Here is a 13,500-nt window from a genome sequence, read left to right as displayed (position 1 = left end):
AGATGGCAAGAGGCTTAGTCCGCCAGCGCCCTTTGTCCCTGGCTGATGGCCTGCTCAAGCGTCAGCGCCTGGGCCGGCCGTTCGGCTCCGCAGGCGATGGCCAGCAGCTCGGCTGCATCCCCGCCCGGCGCGGCGTCATAGGCGGGGGCGGCGTCGGGCGTCGCCGGCCCTTCTGTCCCGTCCGCCTTCAAAGAGGAGAAGTCCCGCCGATCCGCCGTCCTCGCGCGGCAGTCGAACGCCCACCGCGACCAGCCTCCGACATAGGTCACGTCTCCGACCTTGAATCCCGCCTCGGTCACCTGCAGCTCCCGCATCCGCGCCACGTCGCCCTCGCGTTCGATCGAGGCGGCGTCGGCATAGATGGCGAACCGCCCCACGCCGGTCGGGACCAGCTGAGGATCGGCGAGCGCGAGCAGCAGGGCGATCATGCGATCAGGGTCTCCGCCTGTTTCAGGTCCACGCTGACCAGCTGGCTCATGCCGCGTTCGGGCATGGTCACGCCGTACAGCCGGTCCATCCGGCTCATGGTCACGGGGTTGTGGGTGATGACGATGAAGCGGGTGTCGGTGCGGCTGCGCATCTCGTGCAGCATCCGGCAGAAGCGGTCCACGTTGGCGTCGTCCAGCGGCGCGTCCACCTCGTCCAGCACACAGACCGGCGCGGGGTTAGCGAGGAAGACGCCGAAGATCAGGGCCGCCGCCGTCAGCGCCTGCTCGCCGCCGCTCATCAGGCTCATGACCGACAACCGCTTGCCGGGCGGGCAGGCGTAGATCTCCAGCCCCGCCTCCAGAGGGTCGTCGCTCTCGACCAGCTTCAGCTCGGCTTGGCCCCCGCCGAACAGGGCCTCGAACAGCGTCTTGAAGTTGGCGTTGATCACGTCGAACGCCGCCACCAGCCGCTCACGGCCCTCGGCGTTCAGCTCGTCGATGCCGTCGCGCAGCTTGGCGATCGCCTGGGTCAGGTCGATGCGCTCCGACTTCATGCTGTTCAGCCGCTCGCCGTATTCGACCGCCTCGTCCTCGGCGCGCAGGTTGACGGCCCCCAGAGCCTCGCGTTCGCGCTCCAGCCCGTAGAGCAGGCTCTCGGCGCCGGCGGCGTCGGGCGGGCGGGCGATGGCGTCGTCGGTCAGCTTTTGACCCAGCTCCTGCGGCGACATCTGCGCCGTCTCGCGCAGGGTGGTTTCGGCCTCGGCCAGCTTCTCGGCGGCGGTCTCGGCGCGGGCGGCCAGGCCGGCGCGCGCCTCGCGGGCCTGTGACGCGGCGGTCTCGGCGGCGCGCGATGCGCGGTCGGCCTCGGTCGCCTGGGTCTCCGCGACGGCCATGGCGTCCGACGCCGCCTGTTTCCGCTGTTCGGCGGCGACCAGCGTGTCCAGCAGCTTGCCGCGCTGTTCGGCGAAGCCCTGGGGCGCGACCTCGGCCTGCTTCAGCAGGGCGGCCGTCCGGTCGGCGTCCTTGGCCAGGGCGGCGACGCGGCCGGCGCTGTCCCTGGACCGCGTGACCCAGCCTTCGCGAGCGCGGGTCAGGCTGCCCAGCCGCTGCTCGCGGCCCTGACGATCGCGGGCCTCGGCGTCGCGGTCCGAGCGGGCGGTCTGGGCGGCGGCGCGGGCGGCGTCGGCCGTGGCGCGGGCGGCCGTCAGTTCGTCGCGCAGGCCGGCGATCGTCTCGGAGGGGGCGTCGGGGGTCTGGGCGGCGTCCAGGGCGGCTTGCGCCTCGGCTGCGTCGGCCGCCAGCCGGCTCACGGTGTCGTCCAGGGCCTGGGCGCGGGCCTCGCGGCGGGCCTGTTCGCGGGCCAGGGTCTCGACGCGGTCACGAGCGGCGGTCACGGCCTTGTCGGCGGCGAAGGGCTTCAGGCGCGCGGCCTTGACCGTCTCTTCGGCGGCGCGGAAGGCTTCCGTCGCCGCCTTCTGGGCCGCCTGCGCCTGATCCAGCGCCGGTCTGCCCTTGTCGATCTCGGCTTCAAGCTCGGCCAGGCGCGTGCGCTGGGCCAGGCGCACGGCGGCCGGCCGCGGCGCCTCGGCGCGGCTGACGAACCCGTCCCAGCGATAGAGATCGCCCTCGACCGTCACCAGGCGCGCACCGGGCGGCAGGGTCTGAGCCAGCCGGGCCGCCTCGGCCTTAGGCGCGACGCCGCACAGGGCGAGGCGAGCGGTCAGCTGTTCCGGGGCCCGGACATGGTCGGAAAGGGGCGCGATCCCGGCGGGCCAGGACGGGGAGGGCGCGTTTGCCCCAGCCCAATAGGCGGCGGCGCGGGCGTCCAGCGCCGCGTCCAGATCGTCGCCTAGGGCGGCGGCGAGGGCGGCCTCGTAGCCCTTGTCGGCGCGGACCTTGTCCAAGGCGGGGGGATGGTCGCGCTTGCCGGTGACCAGCAGTTGGGCCAGGCCGCGCGCCTCGGTCTGAAGCCGGCCCAACCGGTCCTCTGCGGCGCGGGCGGCGGTGCGGGCCTCTTGTTCGGCGCGGGCCAGGTCGCCGCGTGTGGCCTCAGCGGCCTCGACGGCGTCGCGCGCCGCGGCAAGGTCGGCCTGCGCCGTTTCCAGCGCCTGGCGGGCGGTTTCCAACTCGGGCGTTTCCAGCGGCCCCAGAGCCTCGCGTTCGCGTCGGGCCTGATTGTGCTGGGCGGTGATGCGGGCCAGCCGGCCCTCGGCGTCGCGCTTGCGGGCTGTCTCGGCATTGGCGCGGGCCTCGACGGCGGCCAGCATACCCGCCAGCCGTTCGACCTCGCCGTCGGCGGCCTTGCGGGCGTCCTCAGCGGCGGTCAGAGCCTTGTCCAGTTCGGGACCGCGTTCGGGGGCGCCGGCGATCTCGGCCTTCAGCCGGGCCAGTTCGTTATCGAGCCGATCCAGTTCGCGCTGGGCGTCGGCGGCCATGCCGTCTTCGCGAGCAGCGTCGGCGGCGATGCGGACGGCCTCGGCCTTGAGGCGATCCACTTCCGCGCGGGCCGCCTGTTCAGCCATGTCCAGCCGATCGCGCTCCAGGCTGGCGCGGTGCAGCAGGGCGGAGGCGACGGCGTCCTCCTCTCGCGCGGGCTTCAGAGCGTCCTGAGCGGACAGGGCGGCCGTCTGGGCGGCGGCGGCGGCGGTCGTGGTGTCGGCCACCGCCCGGTCGGCCTCGCGCAGTTCGGCGGCGGCGGCCTCTGCGGCCAGGCGCGCGTCGTTCCAGCGCACATAGCGCAGGGCGGCCTGAAGGGCGCGAATCTCGGCCGAGATCTTCTTGTATTTCTCGGCTTGGCGGGCTTCGCGCTTCAGCCGGTTCAGCGCCGTCTCCAGCTCGCGGCCGATGTCGTCCAGCCGGTCCAGGTTGGTCTCGGCGGCTTTGAGGCGCAGCTCGGCCTCGTGCCGACGGGTGTGCAGACCGGCGACGCCGCCCGCCTCTTCTAGAATGCGCCGGCGGTTCTGCGGCTTGGCGGCGATCAGTTCCGAAATCTGGCCCTGACGCACCAGAGCGGGCGAGTTGGCGCCGGTCGAGGCGTCGGCGAACAGCAGCTGGACGTCGCGGGCGCGCACCTCCTTGCCGTTGATGCGGTAGGTCGAACCCTGGCCCCGGTCGATCCGGCGCGACACCTCCAGCACGGGGCTGTCGGTAAAGGGCTGGGGCGCACGGCGCTGCGCATTGTCGATGGTCAGGCTGACTTCGGCGTGGCTGCGCGGAGGACGGCCAGCGGCGCCGGCAAAGATGACGTCGTCCATGCCCTGGCCGCGCATGGCCTTGGCTGAGTTGGCGCCCATGACCCAGCGCAGGCTTTCAAGGACGTTGGACTTGCCGCAGCCGTTCGGGCCGACGACGCCGGTCAGGCCGGATTCGATGTGCACCTCCGCCGGATCGACGAACGACTTGAAGCCGACGAGCCGGAGGCGCTGGAACTGCATCGTCCTGGCGGACTACCGAAGCAGCGGATCGATGGCGGCCGACAGGGCCTCCAGCGAATGCTCCATCACCATCGTCCCGTTGACGAAGAAGGTGGGCGTGCCGGCGACGCCTGCGGCGCGCGCACCCTCGATTTGGGCGTCGAGGGCCGTACGGATGGTCGGGCCGTTCAGGCACGCCTCGATCTGCTCGCGGGTCTTGCCGCTGGCGGCGATACCGGCCGCGAACCAGGGTTGGGCGCCGGTGGTCTGCAGGCTGGCTTGATCGCGCATGAAGACGGCCGCCACGTCGAAATAGCGTTCGGGCGCGGCGCACAGGGCGACCGCAGCCGCGGCGGCGGCGACATTGGCGGGCGCGGTCGGCAGGTTGCGGTGAACCAGCCGGACCTTGCCGGTGTCGATGTATTTGGCCTTGAAGGCCGGCAGCACGGTGTTGTGGAAGTCCGCACAGTGCGAGCAGGTGAAGGACGCGTATTCAATCACCGTGACCGGCGCATTCGCCCGACCCAGGATATGATCCTGGGCCGTGACGGGCGGGGGCGCATCGGCGGCGAGCGCCGGCGTCGCCAAACCGCCGGTCAGGGCGGCGAAGGCGAAACCGGCGGCGATGAAGGCGCGTCGCATCATCTGATTTGGCCTCGGTTACTTGGCCAGGGCCGCGTCGATGGCGGTGGACAGGTCGGCCAGGCTGGCGCCTTCGCCGCCGGGCGAGATGACCTGGGTTTCGTTGACGTAGAAGGCCGGGGTGCCGGTCACGCCCTGGGCGCGCGCGGCCTGCACGCGCTTCTCCATGGCGGCGACGGCGTCCTTGTCGGTGACGCAGTCGTTGAACTGCTGCTCGGACAGGCCAGCGGCCTGGGCGGTGCGCAGCAGCCAGTCGCGCGGCGAGGACGTCAGCATCTCCTGCTGCGTCGCCATCAGCTGGTGAACCACGTCGAAATACTTGTCCGGACCGGCGCAGCGCGCCACCAGGAAGCCGGCAGTGGCGGCGTCGACCGGCGGGGTCGGCAGTTCGCGGAAGACATAGCGGACCTTGTTGGTGTCGACGTATTTGGCCTTGAACGCCGGCCAGGTGTTCTTCTGCCACAGGGCGCAGTGAGGGCAGGTGACCGAGGCGTATTCGACCACGGTGACCTTGGCGCCTTCGGGCGCGCCCAGACCCATGTCGCCCTCGGCCGCACCCTTGGCGCCGCCGCCGCAGGCCGCCAAAGCCATGGTCGCCAGTGCGGCGCCGGTGATGGCCGCACGACGGCTCATGCGGGCGAAGCGGGATTCAGTGTCGGCCATGAAGGTTCCTCGGATCGGATCGTTGGCGATGATCGCGCGATTCCCCGGGAATGGCGCAACCCTGAACTAGTCTGGAACAGGTGCGGCGAAGTTTTGTCAACAGCGCCTTATCCGCGTGCCCACGCCCGATCGATCGCCGGTGCGGGGATGAAACTTTGCGGCCTGTCCTGGCGGGGCGGCGGATCGCTTATGCCCTGCTGAATGAAGCGCATCGCCGACAGCAGGCCGGACCGTGAGAAGGGCTTTGGGATCACGCCGTGCGCGCCCAGAAAGTCCTCGGGGATCATCTTGGGGTTTGCCGTCAGAAAGACGACGGCTGTGGACGGCCAGCGATCCTTGATCAGGCGACACACGTCCAGACCGCTGGAGTTGTCCGCCAGCTGGATGTCGACAAAGGCGATGTCGGGCGGCGCGTCGAGCGACAGCGACTCGACCTCACTCAGGGACATGGCTTCTCCGACCAGCCGGTGGCCTTCGTCCTCAAGCATCGCCTCGAGGTCCATCACAAGCAGGGCCTCGTCCTCGACGACCAGGATGTCGAAGTGAGGCCCGGCGCCGCGCACCTAGCCGCTCACGGGGAAGTCGACGACCGCGCGCGTTCCGGGGTCGGCTGGCAGCCACAGCGTCTTGCCGCCGATCTGCTTTGAAAGACGACCGATCAAAGTCTTGCCCAATCCCTGATGCGCAGCGCCGGGAATGCCGGGGCCGTCGTCCTGAACAACGACCTGGCCGCCTTGTTCCGTTCTTTTGGCCGAGACCTGCAATCGGCCGCCGCGATCCTCGGGGAAGCCGTGCTTGATCGCATTGGTCAGCAGTTCGTTGATGATCAGCCCGATCGACGAGGCATGGGTCGAGGGAATGAACATGGGCTCCACATCGACGGACACCTCGATATCGGTGCGTCCCGTCGAGCCGATCACATCGGCGACCAGGGTGTTGGTGAAGGCGCCGACGTCGAACTGGGTGACGTCTTCGGACTGATAGAGTTTGCGGTGAACGGTCGCCAAGGCGTCCACCCGCTCCAGCATGGAGTCCAGGGTGGCGGTCAGGGCCGGATCGGACAGCGAGCGCGATTGCAGCCGCAGCAGCGAGCCGATCATGGTCAGGTTGTTCTTGACCCTGTGATCGACCTCGTGAAGCAGCAGGGTCTTGGCGGCGAGCGCCTCTTGCAGATCGGCGGTGCGGGCGGCGACTTCGCGTTCGACCAGGGCCTTTTGCTTTTCGACGTAGACCTGAGCCTCAATCCGCTCGGTCACATTCAGCTGCGAGGCGAAGAAATACTCGATCTCCCCCTGGGCGTTGCGCACCGGGCTGATGAACAGGGCGTTCCAGAAGGTGCTGCCGTCCTTGCGATAGTTCAGCAGATCGATGTGAATGTCGGCGCCGGCCTCAAGAGCTTTGCGGATCTTGGCGACGGCGGCCTTGTCGGACTTCGGCCCCTGAAGGAACCGACAGTTCTGGCCGATGATCTCGTCGCGCTCATAGCCGGTCAGATCCTGGAAGGCCTTGTTGGCGAAGACGATCGGATTGTCGTCGCGACGCGGGTCGGTGATGACCATCGGCATGCGCGTGCCGCGTATGGCGGCGGCGAACGGATCTCCACGCCCGATTTCGTGTTCGACGACATCGGTAAGTCGCCAGTCGTCTTGCTGCTTCATCGGGACTCGGAATACAGGCGCGCGACCGGAAGCGCCGTGCGGATATTTGTCGCTTTACAACCTCTTCCTACAGCACCGGGGGGCGACTGCCAACCAAGGCGCGGCGCTCAGTCGGACTTGATGTCTGAGCGCGACAGGGCGACGCGGCCCAGCCGGGCCAGGGCGGCGCGCAGATCGTCGGGGGCTGAAGCGATCGATGCGGCCAGATCGGCCTCGGCCTGGGCGGGCAGGGGCGGCGGCTTGGCGCTGCGTTTGGGACGGGCGGCGGCCTCCTTCAAAGGGGCGACCGGACCTTGGGCGATGCGCAGTCGATCCACAGTCCCGGCGCCCAGGAACAGGTTGACGCGGGCCAGGATGTCCTCGGACTGGTGCTGGATCAGCAGGGCGGCGGCGCCGACGACGCGCAACTCCAACACGCCGGGCTGACCGCCCTTGCCCTTGGTCAGTTTCTGAGGACGGGTCACGCGCGCCAGGCGATCGCCGACGATCTCGCGCCAGCGGGGTTCCAACGCGCCGGCCCCGCGTCCGAACTGCTCGTCCAGCTTCTTGATCAGGGGCGTCAGCGCCTTGCCTGCGCGCGGCGCCGGTCGGGGGACCGGACGGGTGCGGCGGCGAGACAGGATCTCGCGGACCTCAGCGTCTGTGGGCAGCGTGCGGCGCATGGGTCTATATAGCCCGACCGATGCCTGACGTCTCTCCCGACATAGACCTGATCCGCTCCCGGCTGCTGGCCTGGTACGACGCCCATGCGCGCAGCCTGCCATGGCGAGCCGCCGTCGGCGCGCCGCGGACCGAGCCGTACCGCGTCTGGCTGTCAGAGGTCATGCTGCAGCAGACGACCGTGCCGCATGCGACGCCGTATTTCCACGCCTTCACGACGCGCTGGCCGACGGTCTCGGACTTGGCGGCGGCCGAGGATGCGGAGGTGATGGGGGCCTGGGCCGGGTTGGGCTACTATGCGCGTGCCCGCAATCTGCTGGCCTGTGCGCGGGCGGTGGCGGGCGAGCATGGCGGTGTGTTTCCGGACACCGAGGCGGCGCTGCTCGCCCTGCCGGGCGTCGGCGCCTATACGGCCGCAGCCGTCGCCTCCATCGCCTTCGACCGGGCGGCCAATGTTGTGGACGGCAATGTCGAGCGGGTGATGGCGCGGCTGTTCGCGGTCGAGACGCCGGTCCCCGCCGCCCGGCCCGAGCTGAAGCGGCTGGCCGGCCTGTTCGTCACCGACGAGCGGCCAGGGGATTGGGCGCAGGCGCTGATGGATCTGGGCGCGACGGTTTGCCGGCCCAAGTCGCCATCGTGCGGGACCTGTCCGGTAGCCAGCGAATGCCTGGGTCTGGCCACGGGCGACCCGGCCCGGTTCCCGATAAAGACGAAGAAGGCGGAGCGGCCGCACCGACGGGGCATCGCCTATGTGCTGGTTGACGACCAGGGACGTGTCGCGGTCGAGACGCGACTCGAGAAAGGGCTGCTGGGCGGAATGCTGGGCCTGCCGACCAGCGACTGGGCGATAGGCGAGCCGATTGCCGCAGCGCCGGTCGAGGCCGACTGGCGCGAGGCGGGGGCGGTGGAGCACGTCTTCACCCACTTCAGCCTGACGCTGGCGGTGATGACCGCGCGCGTCGATGCGGACGGTGACTATCGCTGGATGCCGATCGAGGCGGCGCGGGCCGCCCTGCCGACGGTCTTCGCCAAGGCGCTGGACCGGGCGAGCGTGCCTGATCTGTTCGGCTGAAGCCTAACGCAACGTGCGGATCGAAACCTTGCCCTGCTTGTGATGCGGGATGACCACGGCGCGACCGTCGGCGTGCTGGATATTCAGATCGACAACGGCGCCGCCGACTTCCAGACCTGTGATCTTGAGACGGTCCAGACCGGCGGGCAGGACGGGGTCAGAGAGATCGACCGTCTCGGTCCAGGCGTCGATCGACAGGCCCAGGGTCGCCTGAAGCATCAGGAAGACCGATCCCGCCGCCCAGGCCTGGGGCAGGCAGGCGACCGGATAGGCGATGGGCGGCTCGCCCGGCTCACGCGGGAAGCCGCAGAAAAGTTCGGGCAGCCGCAGGTGGAAGTGGGCGGCCGCAGCGTAGATCTCGGCCAGGATTTGCGCGACCGCATCGCGCTCGCCGTAAGCCGCCATGCCGGCGGCGGCCATGGCGGTGTCGTGCGGCCAGACCGAGCCGTTGTGATAGCTCATCGGATTGAAGCGGGCCTGTCCGACCTCCAGGGTGCGGATGCCCCAGCCGGTGCGGAACTCGGCGGTCAGCAGGCGTTTGGTGACGCGCCGCGCGCGTTCCAGCGACGGCAGGCCGGTGAACAGCAGGTGTCCAGCGTTGGAGGCGATGGCGCGACATTGCTGGCCGGCGCCGTCGAGGGCCACGGCATAGAAGCCCTCATCTTCCATCCAGAACTTTTCCTCGACCAGCGAGCGGACCTGTTCGGCGCGCATCCGCCATTCGGTCGTGCGATCGTCGTGCAGGCGCTCGCCCAGATCACCCAGCGCTTTCCAGGCGGCGAAGGCGTAGCCCTGAACCTCCAGAAGCGCGATCGGACCTTTGGGGAAGCGACCGTCGGCGTGGAAGATGGAATCCTCTGAGTCCTTCCAGCCCTGGTTGGAGAGGCCGGTGTCGGCCCCGCGCTGGTAGTCGATCAGGCCGTCGTTGTTGCTGTCGCCATAGTCGCGCATCCAGTCGGCGGCCGCGATCAGATTGGGCCAGAGCTTGCGGATCAGATCCAGATCGCCGGTGCGGTTGGCGTAGGCTCCGGCCAGGGCCACGAACAGACAGGTGGTGTCGACCCCGCCGTAGTAGAGACCGAACGGCACCTCGTGCAGGGCGCTCATCTCGCCGCCGCGGGTTTCGTGCATGATCTTGCCGGGCTGGCTGTCTCGATAGAGCGACGTCTCGGTCGCCTGGCGTGAGGCCAGATAGGTCAGCACGCCCTTGGCCAGCGACGGATCCAGCCAAAGCATTTGCCAAGCCGAAATGATGCCGTCGCGGCCGAACGGCGTCGAGAACCATGGCGTGCCAGCATAGGGATAGGGGCCGGTCGGCAGGTCTGTGGTCAACAGCGCCATGTCGGCGCGCGACTGGTCCAGCCAGTCGTTGAAGCGCGGGCTGCGCGGGCCGCGCACCGAGGCGCCGCGCCGGCGTTTGGCGCGCATGGCCAGGCGGGCCTGGATGGCGTTCTGGCGCCAGCGATCGGCGTCCGGCGTCTCGCAGGCGTCCACGCCGCACTCGATGAACAGGTCCAGGGAGCGGCCCTTGGGCAGGCTGAACATGAACTCGGCGCGCTGATGCGTCAGGCGCGCGGGCGGTTCGGAGAAGGCGATACAGCTGGATCGATCCACGTCGTCCAGCCCGGTGTAGCGGAAGGTGACGCGGCGACCGTCGGTGGTCGGCGTGTGGATCGTCCCGCGCTTGGCTCGAGGCGTGCCGCGCACCTGGAAGATATCGAAGAAGTCCGCGCCGAAGTCGAAAGCCAGCGGAAGCAGGATGTCCTCCACCCCGTGGTTGACCATGCGGATGCGCTCGAACATCCGCCGGTTCCACAGGAACCGCCGGCGCTCAATATGCAGGACGCCGGCCGGCGCCGACCGGCCCCCCATCGGGGGCAGGGGACGGTTGGTGGTGTGGCAGGAAAAGAAGACGTTGTCCTGGCTGACGCCGGACGACAGGCGCGATGGCTTCAGCAGGCCGACGGTCATGGCCCAGCGCGACAGGACGCGGGTGTCGCCCGCAAACAGGCCGTCGGCGCCGCCCTTCATGTCGCCCCATCCGTCGGCGACCAGGAAGGTATCGCCTTCCTTCAGCGCCATCAGTTGTTCGAGACCTGTGGCCTCGACCGATTCACCGGCGGTCAGTTGAGTGGAATAGGCGTCGTCCATGCGGTCTCTTCCCCGTCGTTGTGAGGCCTCGGCCGAACGTGTCGCACCCGAATGCGGCGCTCAGGGGCCGCTTGCAGACTTTAATGGGCAAGTCGCCGACGGGTTCAGGCGAACCTGTGCTTTTTCATCGACAGAGACCGGGCGACCTTCATTTGATCAACCGTACAACGCCGATGGACCGCGCGATCTCACGGAAGGCGGCTTCCAAGGCGGCGCTGTCTTCGGCCAGGAAGGCATGGTCGGAATCTGTCGCGCAGGTCCTCAGCAGATTGCGTCCGTTCTGCGTGGGCACGTTCAGGCCGACGGTGAAGACCTCGATCTTGTTCGACTTGGCGTAGGTGCAGATCGAACCGAAATCGGCATCCGTCGCCGCCAGCTCATTGGCTTTGGCCGTGGCGACGTGCGCGCCGTCCGAAGAGCGGTAGCGCAGGGTGTTCACGCCGTCGGTCATCAGCACCAGAATCTTGCGCGGCGTGCGGTTCGCCGGATCGTAGGCGCCGCCTTCCTGGAACGGCGCGGTAGGCGACAGCAGATTGATGCCTCAGATCAGGCCGGATGGAATGTGGGTTTCGGGTTTGTAGCCGCCGACATTGATGACGAGGTTCTTGATTGCGTTCAGCACGCTGGACTTGCTCTTGGACAAGGGGCTGACCGCATTCAGGCAGCTCTGGCCCGTCGTCAAGAAACCCTTGTAGGGCGTCGCCGGCGACTGGTCGTTCAGCCGCGTCGTGCCGACGTTGCGCGAATAGACGCAGCCGAACCACTTGTAGCTGACGTTGCAAGCATAGGGCGGGACGGTGACCGTCTTGACCACCTGATCCTTGTAGCAGGTGCCGGTCTCGCTGACGCCGTCGCGCACGGTGGTGCACGGGTAGGGGGTGCCGCCGCTGTAGGTCGTCTTGGTCGTGCAGGTGCGCTCCTGAACATAGTCGTCGGGCACGGAAATCCACGGGGCCTTGCGATTGGCAATCCCGACGTTGACGTAGTCCGCATAGGGCACGACGCCGATTGAGACCTCGTCGCTCTCGGTCGCCATCAACTCGTTGACCAGCAGACTGGCCGAGCTCTTCAGCGCATCGATCCGCTTGATCGAGCGGCTGTCCTTTTCGCTCATCGACCAGGTGTTATCGAGCACCAGAACGGTCTCGATCTTTTGCGCCACGCCGCGCGTCGCCTCGGACAGGGCGTTGATGTCGAACTGTTTGACGCCGGCCAGACCCGCGAAGATGGGTTTGACCCCGCCCTTGAACGTCACCCTGACGATTTTTCCATCGACGTATTGAGTGCCGGTCTTCCAGCCGTCGATCAGTTGGCCGGTCTTCAGATTGGCCTCCAGGTAGGGACCGCTGACCGCTTCCAGTTCCTTGACGGTCTGGGCTCGGGAGGCCGCAGCCCCCAACGCTGCTGCATCGAGCGCTTCCTGCACCTGGTTCCTGACCGAGACATAGCGATTGATGTCGATGGCCAGGCCGACCATCAGTGTCAGTCCCATGGCGGACAGGGCGAAGAAGGTCGCAATGTTGCCCGCGGTATTCCGGCGCAGATGCGCCAGCCGCCGCCTCATCGCTGTCCATTGCATAGTGGTCGCCCCGATTTGGAACGACGGTAATGGATAAGCTTAACTTTTGGATGAACGCCGTTACAAACTCACGATTGCGGCGGCGTCCCGACGGAGTTGGTTTCAGGCGGTTGCGGCGAAGCTGCGTTCTTCACGCGGACGCAACGGCGTGACCACGTCATCCAGCGCGGTTTCCGCGAACGGGCGGCGCGCCAGCAGATCGCCGTAGACGTCCAGATACCGGCGCGCCATGGCGGTGGCCGAGAACCGCAGATCAAACCGCGCGCGGATCGCCTCGCGGTCCAGCAGATGCGCGCGTCCGGCCGCGGCGATGGCCTGTTCCATCGTATCGACCAGGAAGCCGGTGGCGCCGTCTTCGATGACCTCAGGCGTCGAGCCGCAGCGGAAGGCGATCACCGGCGTGCCGCAGGCCATGGCCTCGATCATCACCAAACCGAACGGCTCCGGCCAGTCGATAGGGAAGAGCAGGGCCTCGGCGCCGCCGAGGAAGGCAGACTTCTGATGGTCGCCGATCTCGCCGACGAACTCGATCAGCGGATTGCCTTCGACCAACGGGCGGATCGTCTCTTCCCAATAGCGTTTGTCGGCGGCGTCCACCTTGGCGGCCATCTTTAGGCGCTTGCCCAGTTTGGTGGCGATCTCGATGGCGCGGTCGGGGCGCTTCTCGGGCGAGATGCGGCCCAGGAAGGCCAGATAGCCCTCGGATTTCGGCGAGAAGATATACTGCTCGCCGGGCATGCCGTGATGGACGGTGGCCTTCCAGTTGGCGAAATGCAGCGGCTTGCGCTGATCGTCGGAGATGGAGACCAGCCCGAACTCGCTCCAACGCGCATAGACGCCGGGCAGGTCCTTCATATCCAGACGGCCGTGCAGGGTCGTCAGGGTCTTGTCCGCATATTTCTGGAACAGCGGGAAGTGGACCATGTCGGTATGGAAGTGGATGACGTCGAACTCGTCGGCGCGGTCCAGAACTTCGCCCAGCATCGACAGGTGGGCGGCGAGATCGGATTTCAACGGCGCCGGATCCAGACGGATCGCCTGATCGCGCACGGGCACTAGCCGCGCCTTGGTCTGGGCGTCGGCGCTGGCGAACAGCGTCACGTCGTGGCCCAGCTCGACCAGGGCGTCGGTCAGATGCGCGACCACACGTTCCGTACCGCCGTACAGCTTGGGAGGCACAGCCTCGTACAACGGGGTGATCTGCGCGATTTTCATGGTGATGTGCTCCGACACC

At 68.2% G+C, this 13,500-nt stretch carries 12 protein-coding genes; 1 reads left to right on the top strand and 11 read right to left on the bottom strand.

Features of this window, described 5'->3' with window-relative positions; all coding sequences use genetic code 11:
* Positions 1-14: 14 nt before the first annotated feature.
* From PFY01_RS13575 to PFY01_RS13545, 7 genes are all read right to left on the bottom strand, one after another.
* The gene (locus tag PFY01_RS13575; protein WP_271041678.1) at positions 15-428 is read right to left on the bottom strand and encodes a surface-adhesin E family protein; all 414 of its coding nucleotides are present in this window, start codon (positions 426-428) and stop codon (positions 15-17) included.
* On the bottom strand, positions 425-3,862 hold the full coding sequence (gene smc / locus PFY01_RS13570; RefSeq protein ID WP_271041677.1) for a chromosome segregation protein SMC: 3,438 nt from the start codon (positions 3,860-3,862) through the stop codon (positions 425-427). Before smc ends, PFY01_RS13575 begins: the two co-directional genes overlap by 4 nt.
* A gap of 12 nt (positions 3,863-3,874) precedes the next feature.
* Positions 3,875-4,486, bottom strand: a complete 612-nt coding sequence (locus tag PFY01_RS13565; RefSeq protein WP_271041676.1) for a thioredoxin domain-containing protein — start codon at positions 4,484-4,486, stop codon at positions 3,875-3,877.
* Between the two features lie 15 nt (positions 4,487-4,501).
* Positions 4,502-5,146 carry a DsbA family protein gene (locus tag PFY01_RS13560; RefSeq protein WP_039246870.1) on the bottom strand — a complete coding sequence of 215 codons (645 nt, stop codon included), beginning with the start codon at positions 5,144-5,146 and terminating at the stop codon, positions 4,502-4,504.
* A 107-nt stretch (positions 5,147-5,253) separates the two neighbouring features.
* Complete coding sequence (locus PFY01_RS13555) at positions 5,254-5,709, bottom strand: response regulator (RefSeq protein WP_084375344.1); 456 nt, start codon at positions 5,707-5,709, stop codon at positions 5,254-5,256.
* Complete coding sequence (locus tag PFY01_RS13550; RefSeq protein ID WP_271041675.1) at positions 5,710-6,804, bottom strand: histidine kinase dimerization/phosphoacceptor domain -containing protein; 1,095 nt, start codon at positions 6,802-6,804, stop codon at positions 5,710-5,712.
* Positions 6,805-6,911: 107 nt separating this feature from the next.
* Positions 6,912-7,466: a DUF721 domain-containing protein gene (locus PFY01_RS13545; RefSeq protein ID WP_271041674.1), complete on the bottom strand. Its 555-nt coding sequence runs from the start codon at positions 7,464-7,466 to the stop codon at positions 6,912-6,914.
* Positions 7,467-7,486: 20 nt separating this feature from the next.
* On the opposite strand from PFY01_RS13545, the gene mutY reads away from it, so the two are divergent.
* Positions 7,487-8,536, top strand: coding sequence for an A/G-specific adenine glycosylase (gene mutY / locus PFY01_RS13540; RefSeq protein ID WP_271041673.1), 1,050 nt, complete (start codon positions 7,487-7,489; stop codon positions 8,534-8,536).
* Between the two features lie 3 nt (positions 8,537-8,539).
* Here the strand turns inward: mutY and PFY01_RS13535 are convergent, their stop codons facing one another.
* From PFY01_RS13535 to PFY01_RS13520, 4 genes are all read right to left on the bottom strand, one after another.
* Positions 8,540-10,687: an amylo-alpha-1,6-glucosidase gene (locus PFY01_RS13535; protein ID WP_271041672.1), complete on the bottom strand. Its 2,148-nt coding sequence runs from the start codon at positions 10,685-10,687 to the stop codon at positions 8,540-8,542.
* Positions 10,688-10,835: 148 nt separating this feature from the next.
* A complete protein-coding gene (locus tag PFY01_RS13530; protein ID WP_333780220.1) occupies positions 10,836-11,138 on the bottom strand; it encodes a hypothetical protein in 303 nt (100 codons plus the stop codon).
* A gap of 90 nt (positions 11,139-11,228) precedes the next feature.
* Positions 11,229-12,266 (bottom strand): TadE/TadG family type IV pilus assembly protein, encoded by a 1,038-nt coding sequence (locus tag PFY01_RS13525; RefSeq protein ID WP_271041671.1) that lies wholly within the window; start codon positions 12,264-12,266, stop codon positions 11,229-11,231.
* A 102-nt stretch (positions 12,267-12,368) separates the two neighbouring features.
* Positions 12,369-13,481, bottom strand: coding sequence for a glycosyltransferase family 4 protein (locus PFY01_RS13520; RefSeq protein ID WP_271043066.1), 1,113 nt, complete (start codon positions 13,479-13,481; stop codon positions 12,369-12,371).
* Positions 13,482-13,500 lie beyond the last annotated feature (19 nt).

The sequence above is a fragment of the Brevundimonas vesicularis genome (assembly GCF_027886425.1).
GTDB lineage: Bacteria > Pseudomonadota > Alphaproteobacteria > Caulobacterales > Caulobacteraceae > Brevundimonas > Brevundimonas vesicularis_C.
Note: the sequence above shows the minus strand (reverse complement) of the source record. Positions and strands in the feature narration are given on the sequence as shown.